Genomic DNA, 19,043 nt, shown 5'->3' with positions numbered 1-19,043 from the left:
TTTCCTTCGGCGCTGAACAAGGTTGAGCGCGATACTTCCTCGAGACGACGTCACTACGATTTCCTATCACAGATTGCATGGGATGTCCACCACGAAGGGAGGCGCGTAGAGCAGCTCACCGATAATTGATATCGACTTATTCTTCTGTCCGCTGATGGGCTCCGTCCTTATAGTTTTTGGTATTGTTGCGGTAATTGTTTGATCGCGAATGGTGATTTTATCTGAGTTCGGCATTCAAGAACGGGAATACCGCATGCGTCGCTGGCGCGCCCATGGGGATGAAAGTCGGTATCGAGCTCGTACCGGTAACCTGCTCGTCATTGCGAGCGACCAACGGGAGCGTGGCAATCCGACACGCAGTGTCGTTGCGAGGCGGAGCCGAAGCAATCCCGTCGTGACAGAGGCGAAGAACGGTGAGATTGCTTCGGTCGCTACGCTCCCTCGCAATGACCCGCACGGGAGACTTTCTGGGCAATTATGACCACAATTAGACCATATACGTCAAAAGGCGTATTGACGGCACGTCGTCTGTAGAGTATTTCTGATCGCGCTCAACAGCTACACCGTTTAGGAGCATGCGATCATCTCTACCCACACAAGGCCAGGGAGAGCCACGTTGTTGGAGACCGGCCGGGGACCTCCCGACTCTGCACCGTTGTGAAGACCGCTCGGTGCGTAAACAAAAGAAGATATCCGTCGCAGGGTCACTCGAATCTGCACAGATGCCGTGCCGATAGGCACGGTGGGTGATCCCTCCGGATCAATGGCATCGATTCAAGCGAGACGAGGCGACTATATCCTGGATGGCTAAACAGGCGAGTACCGACACTCGAGAGGAGGACCGAACAGCATGAAACGGAATCGATTGGTTGGGGCAATGGTGTTGGGTGGGATGGTGATGGTGGCGGCGCCGGCGATGGCGGATACCTGCGCACAGTTGGCCGGCCAAGGGCTGACGCATGATGCTCTGAAGACTGCCCTGCAGGGCGTGGTGCCGGGCAATGGCGGTACAGATACCCCCAGCGGCGGTCTGGACTTTCCGATGTGGCTGACGCTGGTGGACGACAGCGGCAGGGTGTGCGAGGTGGTCAACTCGCTGGGTTCCGGACAGAGCGCCTTACGCGATATCTGGCTGGGCAGCCGCGTGATCTCGGCGCAGAAGGCCAGTACGGCCAACGCCTTCAGCACGGGACTGCTCGCTCTGTCCACCGCCAACTTGCATAAGGCGGTGCAGCCGGGCGGAAGCCTGTACGGACTTCAGCACAGCAATCCGGTCGATCCGACTGTCGCGTATGAGGGCGACTCCGGCAAGTTCGGCAGCGTCAAGGATCCGCTTGAGAAGGAGCGGGTCGGCGGCATCAACGTCTTCGGCGGCGGTCTCGCCCTGTATAACAACAGCCACGTCAAGGTTGGCGCGATCGGCGTCTCCGGTGACACCTCGTGCACCGACCACGTCGTCGCCTGGAAGGTTCGCGAGGCGTTGGCGAGCGGAGCCTTCCAGGTTGCCAATCTGCCAGGGGGTGTCTCCTCTGTGGGGAACGATGCCTTGATTCAGGGAGAGTCGGCCGGCGCCTTCCCGGGCGGCTTCAATCATCCCACCTGCCTCAACAATCCCACGGATGCCAACGACGGCGGCTCCATCGAGGGCAACTGACCGTGACCTGCAGCGGGTTGGGGCGGACCGCTCCAACCCGCTGCAGTACCCCACAATTTCGCGATACCGCACCGACCCCCCCAACGTACCCGACTCGATCCGATTTCACGCGGCAATCCGTGTAAAAGGCATTGAATTCGATATCGCGCTGGTGTATCGTAAGTCTCCGCACCCGCATGCGATACTATCCCGGCGCAGGGGGCCCGGACATCCGTCGGACAGTTCGACATTGCCCGTAGGCTATGACAACGCTATAATACGTCGTCGTATCGGTCTTCCCGTATTAACCTATACACAGATGGAGGAGCCATGAGCGTACTCGTAGGCAAGCCCGCACCAGTTTTTACCGCAACCGCCGTCATGCCGGATGGCAGCCTTAAGGACAACTTCATGCTATCCGACTACTGGGGCAAGTATGTGGTGCTCTTCTTCTATCCCCTTGATTTCACCTTCGTCTGCCCTTCAGAGATCATCGCCTTTGATCATCGCGTGGCCGAGTTTGAGAAGCGCGGCGTGCAGGTCGTCGGCTGCTCGGTCGACTCGCATTTCACCCATTGCGCATGGCGCAATACCGCTGTGAAGAACGGCGGCATCGGTCCGGTGAAATATCCGCTGGTCGCCGACCTCAATAAGGACATTGCCCGTGATTACGACGTCCTGCTGCCTGGCGGTATCGCCCTGCGCGGCTCGTTCCTGATCGACAAAAACGGCATCGTGCAGCATCAGGTGGTCAACAACCTGCCGCTCGGCCGCAATATCGACGAGATGCTTCGCATGGTTGATGCGCTCCAGTTCACCGAGGTACACGGAGAGGTCTGCCCGGCCGGGTGGACACAGGGGGCTAAGGCGATGCAGCCTACCGCCGCGGGTGTAGCCAGCTACCTCGCCAGCGAGGCGGCGAAATTGTAAGGATTATGGGAAGGGGTGGTCGCGTGAGACGGACCCTGTAACCGCCTGCGCCGACCACCCCGGACCTCCTCATGCGACAGTCTCGTCCTGCCCTCCCTTTCTACGCCGTCGTCGCCTACCTGTAAGGTACACTTCACGGTGAAACACTATGCCGAGTTTGAGTCCGGCTTTATCTGGACATCGCTGACAACGGCGATCCTCGGCGGTTTTGCGTTCGGCGCCTACCTGGCGATCGTCATCGGTTACGGCTTTCCCGCCGGACAGGCCTTCTACGCGCTGATCCAAACCCACGGGCATCTGCAGCTCATAGGGTGGGCAGGTGTCTTCATCATGGGCATCAGCCTGCACTTTATTCCTCGACTGGCCAGCTTCCCCCTCCCCCATCCGGAACGGATGACCGGTATCCTCTGGTTCATGATTCCGGGGCTGCTGCTCCGAGCCGTCGGGGGACCCGTATTGGCCACCATCGAGGAGAGCCCGCTCTTTTTACCCCTCAGTTGGTTGGTCGCCGCATCCGGAATGTTGGAGGCAGGCGCCATCGTCCTGTATGTCTCGCTGCTGATCGAGACCGTGCGCGGGAGCACCAAGGTCAGCAGACTTCCGGCGCTCAGCGCGGTCAAGCCCTATTTTGGGATGATGGCGGCCGGTTGGATCCTCTCTGCGTGTCTCAACCTGTTCCTGCTGCTCCGAATGGCGACAACCGGCCATGCCGTCATCGACTCCGGCTGGAACGAGTTGACCATTCAGACCTTCACCAACCTGGTCCTGTTGCCGGTGGCCTTCGCGCTGTCGGTCCGCCTCTTTCCGCTCTATCTTGCGCTACCCGCCCCGGATTGGCCGGTCTACAGGATCGGGTGTACGTATCTCGTGTCCGTCCTGTTGCAACTGATCCCGGCAATACCCCCCCTGGCGGCGCGCGCACCAGACGTCACCACACTGATGGCGGCACTGGGGACGATGCTGAAGGGCGGTGTGATCCTCTGGTTTGTGTGGCAACTGGATATCCTGACTCGACGCCGGCCCCTGGGGCGCCATGCCCGCTTCCTTGACACCGGGCCTGGCCGCCCGCCCACGCGGCCCGGCCTTCCGGATTATGGAGAGTTTGGCCGGTTCGAACGGCTGGTCTACGCCGCCTATGCGTGGCTCGTCCTCGCGGCGTTCGTGGAACTTTTGACCGGCGCGGCTACCCTGTTCGGCGTTTCGGCCCCGGTTGCCATGGACGTCATCCGCCATATGTATCTTCTCGGCTTTATCACCCATCTCATCTTCGGCGCGTCGGTCCGGATGTTGCCCGGCTTTATCAGAAGAAAACGGGTCGCCGACGTAACATTGGTCGATGCGACCTTTTGGTTGGGAAGTGCCGCGGTATTCTGCCGCGTGGTTCCGCTCCTGTCGCCGTCGTGGTTCACCGATCTGCTGCCGGGCGGCGACCTGCTCATCCAGACGATCTTTGCGATCTCGGGGATATTCGGATGGGGGGCCGTTGTCTGTCTGGCGATCAATCTGCGACAAACAGCGAATGCGCCCGCAAGACAGCTCTTAGCGGGCCGCTGGATGACGCCCGTAGCCCACTCCCACTTCGGAAAAGATCCCGATGGCGGCGGGGCTCGCGAGCACCGCACCTAGCACATAGGGCCGCCCAAGCCCACACACAGAACAGAGAGAGGAGGTCGTGAGTACCATGAAGGTCTCATCAATCGGCATCGTCGTCGGGGTGACGGGGTTGATCATGCTGGGATTATCCGGTGGCGCCCTGGCGGTTGAACTCCACGACCCCTCCACCGATTCGCGGCAACGTCTGGTCCTCGGTCCGGCCCAGCGACAGATGGTGCTCGCCGAAATGCGCCTGATGCTCGAGTCTGTCAGCGGGATCCTTCAGGGTCTTGCACGCAGTGATCGCCCGGCTGCAGAAAAGTCGGCCCGTACGTCTGGAATGACAGGATCCGCCGATATGGATCCGCATATTCAGACACGACTTCCCCGGCAGTTCCTGGAGCTGGCCATCCACACCCATCGGGGGTTTGATGCCTTGGCCGACCAGATCAAGGCCGGTCACAGTCAGGCCGACATCCTCCGTGAGCTTGCCAGGCTGACCGGCAATTGCGTGGCCTGTCATACCATGTATCGACTCGACGAAGGGCACTGATCACCGTGACGTTTGCCTTGACCGCGTCCGGCGCTTCAGCTATATTTTTGACAAGATAGGAGACGGGCCTACCTACCCGGCACGTTCCGGTTGACTATCTGATGTATGCAGATTCTGCACGATGAGCCGCGAAATGGCCGCACATCAGTTCACAAGCACTACAACGGTTGATGACGTCGTCCATGCCGATCCGGCCCTCAGTCGGGTCCTGAACGCGCACGGAATCGACACCTGTTGCGGAGGGAGCGCCACGCTTGCCGAGGCGGCACATGTCCGGGGCATCGACCTCGATGCATTACTCGGGGCATTGAACGGAAACGGCAAGCCTCGCGAACGGCCCGTCGCCGTCGCGACCGAGCCGATGCGCCCTTGCGCCTCACCTGCCTGTGAGGTCACGGTTCAACCCGTACAGCCGCCGCGCCCGACGGTGGCGGCGCCCGCCGTCCCGCGGCCGACCGGCTACGTCCGGTTCTTCGCGGCCAGCCTGCTGTTTGCGCTGACCCTCGGCAGCACGCTGGGCGCGCTGACCCTGGCGACAATCACCCTTCCCTGGAACTTTCTGGGCGGCCTGTCGAGCGACGCCACCAAAGTGGCACACGGGTATGCGCAGGTCTTCGGCTTTGCCGCGCTCTTCATCATGGGTGTCGCCTATCACGTGATCCCGCGCTTCAAGGCGGCGCCGCTTACCGCGCCGGGTGTCGCGTCGGCATCGTTCTGGCTGCAAACGGGCGGCGTGCTGGTCATCACCGTCGGTCTGCTTGCCGGGCCACCGGTGGTCGGACCGACACAGCTTGCAGGGGCCATCATGCTCCTTACGGCGGCGCTGGCCTTCGGATGGGTCATTCATCACAGCCTGGATGCGGGCGCGCCGACCCCCGAGCGTTTCGAACGCTACCTGCGCAGCGGCTGCGGATGGCTGGTCATCGCCGCCGCATTGGCCGTTGTGACGGCAGCCGGCGCGGATTCGCTCCAACCGGCGGTCTGGGAGACGGCACTGTGGGGGTTCGCCGGCTCGTGGATCCTCGGCATGAGTCTGCGCATCGCCCCGGTCTTCCTGGGTCTGACGCTCCCGCCGGCGCGGATGAACACGGCGCTGTTTATCGGCTATCAAGTGGCGGCTTCGGCGTGGATCCTCGTCGCCGTCATCGAGACGTGGATACCGCTGCCGGGGTTGCGCGCGCCGGCCGGGGTTGCGCTGGCGCTTATGGTGGGGGCATTCGTCCTGCGGCTCGGTATCCTTGGATCGTGGGAGAATCAGACGGTAGTGGGCGACCGCGGCTATGAAAAGTTCCTGGTAGCCGCCTATGCGTGGTTGCTGGTTGCGCTGGTATTCATACCCGTCTGGAGCGCTGTGTCGGCATTGACGGGTCAGCCCGTACCCGCGCTGGTCTTAGACGTCGGTCGTCACGCCTTCACCCTCGGCTTTCTGACGCAGATCATCATCGGTGTCGCTGCGCGCCTCATCCCGGTATTTGCCGGTACGCCGTTATGGAGCAGAGGCTGGCGCGACACGACCTTCTATCTGCTGAATGCGGCAATCGCCACACGCGGCCTTGAACTGCTGGTTGAGCTGGCCGGTCTGGACGAGGTGTGGCCGTACATCTCTATCTCCGGCGTATTGGGTGTCGGGGCCTTTGCGGCGTTTGCCGTCAACGTCATCATGACCGTCCGGACCCGCCCATCATCCGGACTCGCCTCGACCGAAATCGAACCGATGGCGGATAATTTCGTCTCCGATCTCCTCACCATCCCTGGTGCCCTTGAACTGCTCGTCAGTCGCGGCCTGCGTCCGCTCCAGAACCCGGAGATGCGGGCAGCCATGGCCCCCACGGTCACACTGCGACAGGCGTGCCGGATTCACAGCATCGAACTGGAACCGCTGCTGGCCGAATTGGGGAAGCTGGCGGCGACATCGCGCGAAGCGTAAAAGGAGGATTCAACCGTTATGAGCATGGACAAGGCAACACCGCGTGAACACCTGGCACTCTCGTTGCGAGTGCATCCCGAACCGATTATCGTGCGCGACCCCTTTCTCGAATTCCTGGGACTGGTCGCGCCCGGCGAGCCGATCGCGGTCAGCTTTGATGAGCTCGTCAAGGCGGCAGGCCACATGTGTCCGACGGTGGCCGGCGCCTACCTTGTCCTGCGGCACGGCCTCAAGGCCCTGTATGGTGATGAGCCGGCTGTTCGCGGCAACGTGCGGGTCACGGCATACGGCGGACCGACGGACTTCGGCTATGGGCCGATCTCGCAACTGGTGAACGTCGCCATTGGTGCGGCGCCGGAAACCGGTTTTGGCGGGTTGGGCGCCGGGCGCTTTCGACGGCGTGATCTCTTCGTCTTTCGAAGCGATGATCTCCGCCACAGCGAGTTCGACTTCGAGCGCCTCGACACCGGTCGTACCGTTCATGTGACGTATGAGCCGAACGTCGTACCGGCGTCCAAAGATCTTGCAGCCGCCATCGGCCCCGCACTCGGTAATGGAGACCCCGCCTCAGTCGCTCGTTTCCGCTCCCTCTGGAACGAGCGCGTGGAGGACATCCTTGAGGCCGACGCGCGCGTCGTGCGCATACAGGCTGTCGGGCAATAAATAATGACGACGGGCCGGCAGATAGTATCTCCCGGCCCGTAGTCCAGGCGTCAATCCAAGGTGATCTCGGACCTGCGTCGCCTGTCGTGCAGCCGCTGAAGCGCGTCCGGCCGCAACAGATACCGGCGTCCGCGCCTGGTCCACAATCGTTGCAGCGGCCCCTTGATGGCCGCACGCTGCCGTGCCGCACGGTCGTGGTTGTCGGCCTTTTTTGAAACGATTAAGCGAATCCGGCCGTGGGGATCGATGACAATGGTGCAGCCGGCCGGCAGTTCCACCGGTTCTCCGCCTTGGATGAGCGTACAGGTCTGCGTGACCTCGGCGACAAGATCGAACAGTACGGTTCCATCAGGCGACGTGCGGCGCGCGCATCGAATCGACTCGATGAGCGGAGGCGAGGCGTAGGTCATACCCTTGGGCAGACGCCGGCCGGGAACGATGAGACGACACCAACGAGCATGGTCGCCGGTTGTGATGAACGCACCCAAGGCCGTCGCCTGACGGCGCAACTCATCGGCGTCGGCAGGATGACCGGGATCGCCGTCGAAACGAAGTTCCTTGAAGGCGAGCCCGGGAACATAGAGTTCTACGGGCGGCTCCTGCCATCGGACCGCGTCCTCCGTCATGAACTGTACGTGATCGGGAAAGATTCGCCGCCGTCGGAACGATCGCATCAGCGCCTCTCGGTAGCCCAACTTATCGTCCGGAACCAACTCGGAATCGGCGGTGACAAGCGCGCGAAGGTACTCGCCCATCTCAAGGTCGACAGGCGGGCAGTAGTCGATGGCGCGGATGCAGATGTCGAGGAACCGGCCGGCCACGTCGCAGGCGTCCTGTGCCAGCGCGCGCACCAACTCCTCACTGAGCTGCGCCTGACCGATCGCCTGCGGGTCGAGACCGGCAATCCGGAACAACCGTTCCCCCTTGCGTCGTACAACCGTGACAAACGCCTCGAACACCGCCGACACAAGCACCGATCCAAGCTGATGCGCCTCGAGCGCAGGGTCGTAACAGAGCGGGCCCTTGCCTTCGCCTGGCGGCGCGTCGGAATCAAACGGCACGAGACCGGCCACGTCAATGGCCGATCGGAGGGCGGCGGCTCGACCCGGTGTTGAGCGCGCATATCCGAACTCGCGCGCCACATCCGCCAGCAACGATCCTTGCGCAATGGCGCCGCGTGATTCGCGAATGGCCTGCTCCACGACACCCGGATAGCTGAAGTGCAGGAACAGCGCCACGAGATCCGCGAAGCCCTCGTGAAACGCGGGTACGTCAGGATTCGTGGGTACCGCAAACGATGATCGCAGCGAGTCGAGCAGCGCGTGCGTGGTCTCGTGCGCAACGACATCGTGCGAGAGGGCCGTCAGGATAAGCCCTTTGCTCACCACGAAGCCGGCCGGCTTCACGCCGGCCCTGAAATAGCCGAACGACAACTCGCCCGCCTCTCGCGAATAGCCCGCATTGCGCGCGTACATGCCGAATGGGCGGACGACGAGCCTGGCGCGCGGCGTCCCATCGATCCCTTCACACGCCCAGGAGATATCCCGACCGAGCGCACGCCGAAACGCCGCGTACGTGAGGCTGCAGACGGCATACACCATCTGTAACGCAAACCGACCGTCGGCGGGCGACGGCGCCAGCCCACCGGACATCAACAGGTACGGATCATCGAGATCCAGGGTCGACGCCTCGAGCGGCTTGGGCGCGCCGGAGGGATCGATGTGGAATACCGACCCGACCGGCCCAGGCTCCACATCCTCGTACGGTACGCCCACGGTGGCAACGCCACCGATTCGGTGTGAGACCGACGGATCCAAGGTATAGATTTTGAGCGGGCGCAAAAGGGGCGCCCCGTGCGGCCGCTGATACGGGCGAGTCAGCGCCTGTCGCTCTACGCGAGAACTGATCTCGAACGGCGGTGATGCGGGTCTTGTCTTTGTGGTCATCATGGTACAGGTGACGTTGAGATCGGTTGGGGTCCGAGGATCGGCTATGTACCGGGTCAATCGAACACGATCCGGCCCCGGGCTATTCCACACGTCACAGCGGGGTTGTGGACACCACAACGCGCGTCGGCGTCGCCTCGATGATGCGCCACGTTATTGCGTGTTCGCAACCGGTCGCGGGCAGTTCGATCAACACACCCGTCGACGTGGATCGCCATCGCCCCGTCCGGAGCACCGGTCTATCGTCGGCGCCGCCCACGAACACCCGAGCGACACCTCCAGCCGCCAGTTCGAATCGTTCACGCGGGCGACGCGCAAGCGGAATCCGGTCGGTTTCAGGGCAATAGACCGCCCCGGCCTCGGTATCCTGCTCGAATACGTGGATCCACCTGATGCCGCAGATCGTCGACGGATCCATGCGTGCCTTTCCTGCGAGAGAGCCATGGCGCAATCAGTTGTCGGATACCGGCGCCCCGTCGACGACAGGTATTCGGCTGTGGCGAACAGCCCAGCTTCTGCGCGGAGCCTACTTCAGTCCACTCCGATTCGTATCAAGCGCCGCCCGCATGCGCACCGTCTGCTGGGTCGTCAGCATACACATCGCTGCGTCGTCGGTGTAGTCCATGTAATTCACAAACATATCGCCATGAGGCCCGTTGCCGCAGGTGATCGTGGGGAAGGCGGGCGTGCCGTAGTTCGGTCCGGCGCAGTTCGGTGTATCGGCCACCATATCCGAACCGCTGCAATCGGGGGTATCGCCCCAGATGTGGCGCAGGTTGAAATAGTGTCCGACTTCATGGGTCGCCGTGCGTCCCTTGTTGAACGGGGCCTCCGCCGTTCCCATCGTACCAAATGCCCGAACATTGATGACGACACCGTCCGTTGACGGCGGCCCGCCGGGGAACTGCGCATAGCCGAGCAGCCCGCCGCTCAGGGGGCACACCCAGATATTCAGATGCGTCTTGGGCGTGATCGGCGCGATGCCGCCGGTCGCGGCCTTCTTGACCTTGTCATCGTGCGTGAACGCAGCGACATTGGTCTTCGTACGCGTCACCTTGACGAGTTTGAACTGGATGCGCGAATCGGCCACGAGGCCCTTCCACGGCGCCGGTACATGGGCTTTATCCGGATTGGCAGCCCGGAAATCCCGGTTGAGAACGGCTATCTGGCTCTTGATCTGCGCGTTCGAGATATTCTGTTCATCGGTCTTGTAGACGACGTGGACGAACGTCTTGACGGTGACAATGGGAACGGCCTTGATATCGAACGCCAATTGACGCCGTTTGTCCGTGACTCCTTCGAGGCGCATCTGGTTGCCGCGAAACGCCGGGAACGTCTCCAACAACATCATGTGTGCGGCCATCGTCCCGCAACTGCGACGGAGTTGAGCATGCCTTTTCGCCATATTTCCTCCTCCGAATCAGAGTAAAGCGCTTGGACCCCCGGTCGCCTCTATGCGATGGGCGACTTCGCCTGTCTGGAACACAGGTTCGGACGGCGGCGGCGGACCTCGTGAAGCGTCATGGTTCCGAATCCCGCTGACGGCGCGAGGCTATCAGCGACAGGAGAAGAAGTCAAGATGAAACAGTGGGAGATTGGAAACAGTAAAGTCACACGTAAACCATCTTTCAATTCGGTTGTGTGTCAGTATTGAGTGTTGACATGCGAATGTCGGACTCTCGCCGCCTGACACTGCCGTTCGCGTATGGACTCTCCCGGACATCGAGTGGCTATGACAGGAGCCGGAGGCGCAGCTAAAAAAATGCCTGGAGCGCAAACGCCGCATCGTCATCGCGATCCCGATGGTGATACTCGATGCGAAGGGTCCAATTCCGCGATAACGTGTAGCGCGATCCGATAGACCATCGAATATCGTCGGATCGCTCGCCTACCGCATACCCCAGATACGTCCCCGTCGCCATCGCTCGCCAAGACGGCGTCAGATCAGCCACGATTCCGACGGTGCCGCCGCCGCCGATACGATGCCGCTTGTCGTAGGCACGACTATAATTGCCCTCGGCCTCCGCAAACGCGAACAGGACCTCACGCCCCAGCAGTCGAGACTCAACGGCGGCCCCGATGCCGCCACCCAAGACCCCATTACGGCACAGTCGACAGCCATGATGCCGGATCGTCTGCATGCCGACATTGATCTTCCACGACGGGGCATGGGTCACCGCATCAATCGGCGACAGGGAGAAGACATCGGCCAGGGTCGCCCGTTCAACGCGTGTCTCATCCGCCCGATTGTAATGACGGACCGTCACGGATGCGATCTCGATCTGAGCATCCGGGGTATAGCCATCCTCCGGATCCAGCAGATCGTGATAGCCCGCCCGTATCGTGACCTCTTCAAACGTATCTCGATTCCGCCACCCCGTTCCCACGCCGACGCGGGAGGTCTTATGCCCTGACTCCGGCTGTTTCGCAAACGGCGCCACCTCAAAATCCTCAGACGGCAACCTGATGCGGCTGCGGGCCGTCAAGAGTGTCCGGTTTTGCTCTCGCAGTTCAGGGGATGGCTCATCAGCCGTGTCGATGCGGTATCGCAAGACGTCCGATGCCAGATCGAGCAGGAACGCCTGTTGCTGGGGATTCCGGTCGACGAATGACGGCGACGTCAGCTCACCCGGATCGCGTGTGATGCGGTCGGCCAGGGCGCGGTCGCCCGGCGGGAGGGATGCCCGTTTGCGCCGAATCATATTGCTGCGGGCTGGTCGATACGTGACCTCCGATACCAACCCCGGCTTGGATGCAATCAGTCGAACCGTATCGGCCGGGACCGTCCAGAACAGAAACCGGTCCGCAAGGTGGAGTGACGGGTCGGCGTAATCGAGCAGCGTCAGCAGGTGATAGGAACAATTTTCCTTAAAGAAAAAATAGTCGAAGGAGGCATTACCCAGCTCCCACGCATGCATCAGCAGCCGCTCTACCTGCTGATCGGTAAAATTGAGGCGATACTCCCAGATGTCACGGTCCTCGATGTCGCGATACTCCTGGACCTTCAGATAGTACGGGATCGTTGAGAAGTAGCCCCTGTAGAGTCCGAAGACGCCGCGAACCGGATAGGCGATACCGGCGTCCGGCGGGACATCCGCCGCATAATTGATCGTGTAGGCGAGGATCCGTGTCTGCTCGGTCTGGCCCTTCTGATCGACCCGCAGCAAGGTATGACCGAACATGGAGGCCGGATTGTTCATGAAGGCCGAAGGAAAGATCAGCGTGATCGACCGGGCCTCGAAGTCCGCAACCCATCGGTCGAATCGCTCGCACGCCGGCTTCGGCAGGCGCGAATCGTCGAACTGCAATCGCTGCCTTAACCAGTGATAGCGCGCAACGAACGCGCATTGAGCCGGCTGCCGCGACCGTCCCACCAACTCCGATGAGAAGAATTGCGCCAGCGTCGCATCGAGCTCCGCCTGAGGATCGGTCTTTCCTTTCGACGACAAGAAAAAGCCCGGATCGTCCTGTTCGCTCTCGAGTCCGCCGAACAGACGGGGGCGATAATGCAGAAGCAGGTGCCACTCACGATCATCCGCAAGTTTGGCTGCACGCGCCTGGGTCTGCAGTTCGGACAGATATGCGGCGGCGGCGAGCGGCTGTGCGCCGACCGGCGACGAGGCGAGACAGACGACGACAATGATCAGGCCGAGCAGGGGTGAGGCTCGAACGAGAAAACAGAATGGGCTCTGACCGGAAGGCCAGAGCCCATTTACCAACTGAATGCTACCGAACAGAGGCCTTGGCAAGTACCGGATGACCGGCCATCGCGTCATGGATCGCCTTCACCATCGCTGCCGGAGAGGTCTCGCCCGCCTCGACCAGCGACGTATAGCGTTCCTGGGTCATGGCGAAGAAGGCGCCGTGTTGATCGGCCGGTATCCCCATCAAGGTCGCCAGCGAGGCCAGATGCTCCCCCTGACCTCGCGCCATCTCCTGGGAGAGGTTGTCGAAGTTCAACTCGGCGAACATGGTCGTCCTGGCATCGCCCCAGACCTTGCCGTCATTGGTACAACCGGAGGTCCCCGAACTGATGCCGAACGTCTGGCTGCCGAAGGTCCCGTTGGTCGTCGCCATCATGACCTGCGGGGCAATGTCCTTCTGCCTCTGAGAGTCGGCCCAGGCGAGCTTCCCCAAGCCGCACCCTGGTCCCGTATCGGGATTCGACACCGCCATTGCCGGACCTGCCTGCATCCCACACAGCACTGCGACCGACACCATCACCGCTTTCCTTACCATACGTCCCCCTCCTTGTAAGTGGTCAACGACGCGCGGTACGTCTCACGTGATGCGCGCATTATACCCGAAGCGACCCGTGATATTGAAACAAATTAGGCGGGTAACGGTGTCCCCCGTGTTGGAGCGATCTGCCCCTCAGGCGAGATCCGGCGGGACGTGTAAGGCTGCGGGTACCTCGATGACGGTCAGTCTATTCCGCTCAAGCGCCTTGAGCAGGGTTTCACCGAGCCTATCAAGGGAGTCCACCCTCATCGCAATTGCTCCAAACGATTGCGCGAGGGCGATAAAGTCCGGGTTGCTGAGCGCTTCATCGCCAACGAGTCGCCCTGCCTTCCGTTCAGCGTAATCCACAACGCCGAAGGCGTTGTCATTAAAGAGTAAGACGACAATGGCAATCTGGTGCTTCACGGCGGTCGAAAGTTCCTGACAGGAATAGAGGAATCCGCCGTCACCGCACAGCGCCAGGACCTGACTGTCAGATTTGGCGAGCTTTGCACCGATGGCGGCCGGCAACCCGAACCCGATCGTCCCGCTTCCCATCGCCCAGAGGAATGTCCTGGGTTCGTAGACCTCAAAGTACCTGCGGGTCCAGTACGTTGCAACGGTGGAATCGTTGGCGACGACGGCATCACGCCGCAACGAGTTCCGGATGACCTCAAGCAACCGCAACTCGGTCGGGTAGTGCGCCCTGAGGCCATCGAGGACCCGGCGTTTGGCCCCGATCACCTCAGGTCGCTCAAAGCCCGGCGATCGCAACGACTGTCGGCCCAGCCGTTCAAGAACACGCTCCAACGTTATGCGGGCGTCTCCAACCAACTCGACAACGTTGCGCCCTTGAACGTCCGGATGGGTCGAGGCGAACTGCCCTTGGTCACAATCGACCCTGATCCACCGCGGGGGCAGCCGCAACGACCACCTGCCGGTCGATCGATTGCTGAACCGGGTGCCGACAACGATCGCGAGATCAGCCGTTGCCAGGAGCGACTGCACAGGCACCTCGGTTCCCAGGTTGCCCAGCGACAGGTCATGAGCCTCCGAGATCGCCCCTTTACCTTTGATGCTGGTGAGGACCGGGGCGTGAAGCAATTCAGCCAATCGTTCGATCACGTTGCCTGCGCCGGAAGCGATCGCGCCGCCACCGGCATAGATGACCGGCCGTCTCGCCCCCGCAATCAGGTCGACCGCTTCTTTCAGCCGCTTTTCATCGGGCTGTGTCGGCGTACGTACTGCCGGCTGATATGCGAAAGGTACGCTAAGTTCCTCCTTCAGAATGTCGGCAGCGATCTCGAGACCGTATGGTCTCGGCCGTTCATTCTGCATTCGAGAAAAGATTTCGTACAGGTAGAGAGGGATGTCCGATGCGCTTTTCACGTCATAACAGGCCTCAGTCACAGTCGAGATCAGCCCATGCTGATCTTTGACCTCGTGGATATCCCCCCATCCCTTGTGCAGATGGGCCTGCTCAATCTGGCTGGCAATGAGTAACACGGGCGAGGAACTGCAATAGGCCTCCTGTACCCCAATCATTGTAGCGGACGCACCGGCGCCCGTCCCAGCCAGCACAACTCCGATCTTGCCACTCACTCTGGCATAGGCATCGGCCATGAAGGCTGCCGACTGCTCATTCCGGACCTCAATGAATCGAAGTCCTCGCATCTTGGCGGCGGCCGCTACCGGCGCAATGTGCAGGCCGCGTATCCCAAAGATCAGCTCAACCCCTTGAGCCTTCAAGCACTCGACAACCGCCTCTGCCCCGGTCATCGGGATCCTCCAATACAGACAAGCTCATGGGTAAGACAGTTTGTTCGAGAACGCGCCATTCGCCAGTTCGTCATTGCGAGCGACCGAAGGGAGCGCGGCAATCTCACCGTAGTTGCCCCGAACGACTGTGAGATTGCTTCGGCTTCGCCTCGCAATGACACGGGGGACTTTCGGAACAATATCGGAAGACGGCGTCGCTTACGCGATCTGCTCTATGGCGCTTTCCAGGATCGTGACGGCTCGATCGATGTCCTGGCTCGTGATGATCAGGGGCGGCATGAATCGGATCGTCCGAGGCGGAATCGGATTGATCAGCAGGCCTCGCTCACGGCAGGCCTGGGCCATCGCCGGCGCGACCGGCTCGGTAAACTCTACCGCCACCAGCAGACCCCGACCTCGAACCTCCTTCACTATCGCCCGCCGCTCTTGCACGCCCAGAAGCCGTTCCTGAAAGTAGCGTCCCATACGGGTCGCGTTCCCGACGAGGTCTTCTTTCATGATGAACCGTAAGACCTCGAGGGCGACTGCCGAGCAGAGCGGGTTGCCCCCATAGGTGGAGCCGTGATCGCCCGGCCCGAAGCAGGCGGCCCGTTCATTGGCCAGGAAAGCGGCGATAGGGACCCCGCCCCCCAGACCCTTACCCACCGTCATGATATCCGGCCGGATGCCAAAATGCTCATGCGCCCACAGCATACCCGTCCGACCGCAACCCGTCTGGACCTCGTCCAGGATCAATAGAATGCCGCGTTCGTCGCACAGCGCGCGGACCTCCTGCAGGTAGTGGTCAGACGGAATATTCACCCCGCCCTCGCCCTGGATCGGCTCCAGCAGGATCGCACAGGTCCGATCGCGCACGGCGGCCCGCAAGGCGGGGATATCGTTGTACGGGACATTGATGAACCCCTCAGGGAGCGGGGTAAAGGTGGCCTGGTACTCCGGCTTTCCCGTCGCGGCCACCATCGCCAATGTCCGGCCATGAAAGCTTTTGAGGGTCGAGATGACCTCATACGCGCCGTTCAGATGCAGCTTCCCATATTTCCTGGCCAGCTTCACCGCCCCCTCGTTTGCCTCGGCGCCGCTGTTACACACAAAGACCTTGGCCAGACCGCATGTGGAGGTCAGCAGTTCCGCCAGCTCGATCTGCGGGATCGTATAGACATCAAGGCTGGCCAGAATGAGGCGTGATGCCTGCTCCCGAAGCGCCTCCTGAACAACAGGATGACAGTGGCCCAGGCTGCACGCGGCCCATCCCGCGATAAGGTCGAGATACTCCTGCCCGGCCTCGTCCCAGACCCTTGCGCCCTCACCACGGACGATGGTCACTCCGAGACGCCGGTGACCGGTGTCCATGAAGTATCGCTTGTCCCGCTCTATCCAATGGTTCATAGTTCGTACCTACTCAGGTGTTGAGGCTATAGGCTACAGGCTGTAGGGTGTTATAGCCTAAAGGCCTACAGCCTATCTACCTTGTAGTTACCATGATTCGTCCCGATCCAGAAAGAGGGCCAGACACTTGGGTCCGCCCCCGGCCTTGAGAAACTCCGTCGTCCCAACCTCGTAGACCCGATACCCGGTCTCGGCCAGCATCTGAGACAGATGGGGGCAGTCCGCATTCATCACGACGGCCTGTCCGACAACGATCGCGTTACAGGCAAAGCGCCGGGCCTCGGTCTCCGTCACCGGGATAAGCTCAGCGATCGTTTCTTTTAACAGCCGTTGAGAAGCCGGACTGAACGCCTCCGGGTAGTACGCCGCCCGGCCTGCCTGAAGCGGACAGAAACAGGTGTCCAGGTGATAGAACCACGGATCGGTCATCTCCAGGGAGTAGACCGGCCGTCCAATGAGTTCCGAAAGCAAACGATGGGCCTGAAGTTCCGAACGAAAGCGGTACCCGGCGAACAACAGATCACCGCAGAAGAGGGCATCCCCTTCCCCTTCAAAAAAGGCGGGTTCCGGCAAACAGGCGACCCGGTAACCGCGCTCCAGAAACCACCGCGTATAGTACGGCACCTCCGCCTCGCGCTCGCGGTATCGAAAACGACTACTCACAAACAGGCCATTCACCAACAGTCCGGCATTGGCGGTGAAACAGAGGTCCGGCAGCCCCGAGATGGGCGGCAGCAACTCTACGTGAAACCGCAACATATCGGTGAGTAGCCGATACAGCCCCTCCCACTGCCTCAGGGCCACCGCCCGATCCGCCTGGCGCCTTCGGTCCATCCAGGGGTTGATCTCGTAATAGATCCCGTAGTGGTCGGGACGACACATCAGCAGCCGGGTCATCGTTACACGTCAGCGCTCAGACCTTGCGCCATCTTGATCTCGTGACTGTGACCGACGGTCCACGCGACCTTGTGCGTGACCAGATCCAACAACGGCCACGATGCAGGCACCCCTGTCCCGCTCTTCTTCAATCCGCCGAACGGCAGGTGGACCTCTGCCCCGATGGTGGGCAGGTTCCAATAGCCGACGCCGAATTCACACTCCTCGCGAAGACGACGGGCGATCCGGTAATCCTCGGTGATCACGGAGCAGGCCAGGCCGTACTCCACATCGTTGTGAACGGCTACCGCCTCGTCCGGCGTTCGGAAGGGGATCAGCGCGACATGCGGCCCGAAGACCTCCTCGTGGAGCACCCTGGCATCGTGTCGATGTGTCATCCGATAGATGAACGGGCTGAAGAAGTAGCCCTGCCGATGGGCGTCGTCCTCCAGACGCCCGCCATCCAGCAGCACCTCTGCTCCCTCCTGCTTCGCCAGCAGGTTATAGAAGCCGACCTTCTTCATCGCCGACTCATTGATGAGCGGCCCCATGAAGACCTGCGGATCAAGAGGATCGCCGATGACGATCCGCCCCGCCATGGCGACGAAGGCATTCGCGAACTCCTCCAGCCGGCTCTCATGGACGATGAGACGGGAGGCCGATGTGCAGCGCTGCCCCGTCGTCTTGAAGACGCTGAGTATCGCCGCCCGGACGGCCAGATCGAGGTCGGCATCCTGACAGATGATCATCGCATTCTTTCCGCCCATCTCGCAGGCGTACATCTTGCGATAATCCTTGACGCAGGCCTCCTTGATCCGCGATCCCACGCCATAGGAGCCGGTAAAGAGTACCACCTCGACGTCGGGATGGGTGACCATCGGCCACCCCGCATCCTCTCCCGTGCCGTGAACCAGATTCAGGACGCCGGGCGGAAGTTCGGCCCGCTCAAAACATTCCACGATCTTCTCCCCCACCAACGGGGTATTGCCGGACGGTTTAAAGACCACCGTGTTCCCTTCAAGCAGCGCCGGGGTGATCAGCCAGATGGGAATGGCGAAGGGAAAATTCCAGGGGCTGATGACCGCCACCACCCCTTTCGGCTTGCGGAACATATACGCATCCTTCTCGGCGATCTCTGAGGCGACCACCTGACCGGAGGCAAGCCGTGCATGACCGAACATGTACTGCGCCATGTGGATCCCCTCGACCACATCGGCCTTCGACTCGTTATATGCCTTGCCGGCCTCCTGAGCCACGAGACGGGTAATCTCGTCGGTCCTGGCCTTGACCGCCTCGATGAATCGATCAAGGTATTCCCCGCGTTTGACCCGTGACAGCGCCCGCCAGCCGGCAAAGGCCGCCTTCGCCGCCGCGACCGCCTGCTCCGTATCCTCGCGATTCGACAGCGCCACCGTACCCAGCACCTGATCGAACCCGGCAGGGTTGCGACGTTCGAACCTGCCGCCTCCGACCGCCTCTACCCATCTGCCTGCGATATAGTTCTTGCCGTCCATCGTCCTACCTCCTGCAAATACG

General features: G+C 61.5%; 15 protein-coding genes. 6 read left to right on the top strand and 9 right to left on the bottom strand.

Annotation, left to right across the window (positions count from 1 at the left end; all coding sequences use genetic code 11):
• The first annotated feature begins 850 nt into the window (after positions 1 to 850).
• The 6 genes from C3F12_05485 to C3F12_05460 all read left to right on the top strand — a co-directional run bounded on the left by C3F12_05485 (position 851) and on the right by C3F12_05460 (position 7,299).
• On the top strand, positions 851 to 1,654 hold the full coding sequence (locus C3F12_05485; protein PWB47422.1) for a hypothetical protein: 804 nt from the start codon (positions 851 to 853) through the stop codon (positions 1,652 to 1,654).
• 309 nt (positions 1,655 to 1,963) lie between these two features.
• Complete coding sequence (locus tag C3F12_05480; protein PWB47421.1) at positions 1,964 to 2,563, top strand: peroxidase; 600 nt, start codon at positions 1,964 to 1,966, stop codon at positions 2,561 to 2,563.
• Positions 2,564 to 2,701: 138 nt separating this feature from the next.
• Positions 2,702 to 4,189, top strand: coding sequence for a hypothetical protein (locus C3F12_05475; protein PWB47420.1), 1,488 nt, complete (start codon positions 2,702 to 2,704; stop codon positions 4,187 to 4,189).
• Positions 4,190 to 4,244: 55 nt separating this feature from the next.
• Positions 4,245 to 4,709, top strand: a complete 465-nt coding sequence (locus C3F12_05470) for a hypothetical protein (GenBank protein ID PWB47419.1) — start codon at positions 4,245 to 4,247, stop codon at positions 4,707 to 4,709.
• A 121-nt stretch (positions 4,710 to 4,830) separates the two neighbouring features.
• Complete coding sequence (locus tag C3F12_05465; GenBank protein ID PWB47418.1) at positions 4,831 to 6,636, top strand: hypothetical protein; 1,806 nt, start codon at positions 4,831 to 4,833, stop codon at positions 6,634 to 6,636.
• Positions 6,637 to 6,654: 18 nt separating this feature from the next.
• Positions 6,655 to 7,299 (top strand): hypothetical protein, encoded by a 645-nt coding sequence (locus C3F12_05460; GenBank protein ID PWB47417.1) that lies wholly within the window; start codon positions 6,655 to 6,657, stop codon positions 7,297 to 7,299.
• A gap of 50 nt (positions 7,300 to 7,349) precedes the next feature.
• Here the strand turns inward: C3F12_05460 and C3F12_05455 are convergent, their stop codons facing one another.
• The 9 genes from C3F12_05455 to C3F12_05415 all read right to left on the bottom strand — a co-directional run bounded on the left by C3F12_05455 (position 7,350) and on the right by C3F12_05415 (position 19,021).
• On the bottom strand, positions 7,350 to 9,305 hold the full coding sequence (locus tag C3F12_05455; protein PWB47416.1) for a hypothetical protein: 1,956 nt from the start codon (positions 9,303 to 9,305) through the stop codon (positions 7,350 to 7,352).
• A gap of 34 nt (positions 9,306 to 9,339) precedes the next feature.
• On the bottom strand, positions 9,340 to 9,663 hold the full coding sequence (locus C3F12_05450; GenBank protein ID PWB47415.1) for a hypothetical protein: 324 nt from the start codon (positions 9,661 to 9,663) through the stop codon (positions 9,340 to 9,342).
• A 108-nt stretch (positions 9,664 to 9,771) separates the two neighbouring features.
• Positions 9,772 to 10,650, bottom strand: coding sequence for a zinc metalloprotease (locus C3F12_05445; GenBank protein PWB47414.1), 879 nt, complete (start codon positions 10,648 to 10,650; stop codon positions 9,772 to 9,774).
• 349 nt (positions 10,651 to 10,999) lie between these two features.
• Positions 11,000 to 13,021, bottom strand: coding sequence for a hypothetical protein (locus C3F12_05440; GenBank protein PWB47413.1), 2,022 nt, complete (start codon positions 13,019 to 13,021; stop codon positions 11,000 to 11,002).
• Positions 12,972 to 13,484 (bottom strand): orotate phosphoribosyltransferase, encoded by a 513-nt coding sequence (locus C3F12_05435; GenBank protein ID PWB47412.1) that lies wholly within the window; start codon positions 13,482 to 13,484, stop codon positions 12,972 to 12,974. The genes C3F12_05440 and C3F12_05435 overlap by 50 nt, the downstream gene beginning before the upstream one ends.
• 135 nt (positions 13,485 to 13,619) lie before the next feature.
• On the bottom strand, positions 13,620 to 15,245 hold the full coding sequence (locus C3F12_05430) for a hypothetical protein (protein PWB47411.1): 1,626 nt from the start codon (positions 15,243 to 15,245) through the stop codon (positions 13,620 to 13,622).
• Between the two features lie 198 nt (positions 15,246 to 15,443).
• On the bottom strand, positions 15,444 to 16,631 hold the full coding sequence (locus tag C3F12_05425) for an aspartate aminotransferase family protein (protein PWB47410.1): 1,188 nt from the start codon (positions 16,629 to 16,631) through the stop codon (positions 15,444 to 15,446).
• Positions 16,632 to 16,718: 87 nt separating this feature from the next.
• The gene (locus tag C3F12_05420) at positions 16,719 to 17,528 is read right to left on the bottom strand and encodes an amidinotransferase (GenBank protein ID PWB47409.1); all 810 of its coding nucleotides are present in this window, start codon (positions 17,526 to 17,528) and stop codon (positions 16,719 to 16,721) included.
• 2 nt (positions 17,529 to 17,530) lie between these two features.
• Positions 17,531 to 19,021, bottom strand: a complete 1,491-nt coding sequence (locus tag C3F12_05415; protein PWB47408.1) for an aldehyde dehydrogenase — start codon at positions 19,019 to 19,021, stop codon at positions 17,531 to 17,533.
• Between the last annotated feature and the right edge of the window lie 22 nt (positions 19,022 to 19,043).

Source organism: Candidatus Methylomirabilota bacterium (assembly GCA_003104975.1).
Taxonomy (GTDB): domain Bacteria; phylum Methylomirabilota; class Methylomirabilia; order Methylomirabilales; family Methylomirabilaceae; genus Methylomirabilis.
This window is presented reverse-complemented; position numbering and strand designations above follow the sequence as displayed.

Coding starts and splice junctions, on each gene's coding strand:
- C3F12_05485 (PWB47422.1), top strand. CDS start 851: ATGAAACGGAATCGATTGGTTGGGGCAATGGTGTTGGGTGGGATGGTG.
- C3F12_05480 (PWB47421.1), top strand. CDS start 1,964: ATGAGCGTACTCGTAGGCAAGCCCGCACCAGTTTTTACCGCAACCGCC.
- C3F12_05470 (PWB47419.1), top strand. CDS start 4,245: ATGAAGGTCTCATCAATCGGCATCGTCGTCGGGGTGACGGGGTTGATC.
- C3F12_05465 (PWB47418.1), top strand. CDS start 4,831: ATGAGCCGCGAAATGGCCGCACATCAGTTCACAAGCACTACAACGGTT.
- C3F12_05460 (PWB47417.1), top strand. CDS start 6,655: ATGAGCATGGACAAGGCAACACCGCGTGAACACCTGGCACTCTCGTTG.
- C3F12_05450 (PWB47415.1), bottom strand. CDS start 9,663: ATGGATCCGTCGACGATCTGCGGCATCAGGTGGATCCACGTATTCGAG.
- C3F12_05445 (PWB47414.1), bottom strand. CDS start 10,650: ATGGCGAAAAGGCATGCTCAACTCCGTCGCAGTTGCGGGACGATGGCC.
- C3F12_05440 (PWB47413.1), bottom strand. CDS start 13,021: ATGACGCGATGGCCGGTCATCCGGTACTTGCCAAGGCCTCTGTTCGGT.
- C3F12_05435 (PWB47412.1), bottom strand. CDS start 13,484: ATGGTAAGGAAAGCGGTGATGGTGTCGGTCGCAGTGCTGTGTGGGATG.
- C3F12_05430 (PWB47411.1), bottom strand. CDS start 15,245: ATGACCGGGGCAGAGGCGGTTGTCGAGTGCTTGAAGGCTCAAGGGGTT.
- C3F12_05425 (PWB47410.1), bottom strand. CDS start 16,631: ATGAACCATTGGATAGAGCGGGACAAGCGATACTTCATGGACACCGGT.
- C3F12_05420 (PWB47409.1), bottom strand. CDS start 17,528: ATGACCCGGCTGCTGATGTGTCGTCCCGACCACTACGGGATCTATTAC.
- C3F12_05415 (PWB47408.1), bottom strand. CDS start 19,021: ATGGACGGCAAGAACTATATCGCAGGCAGATGGGTAGAGGCGGTCGGA.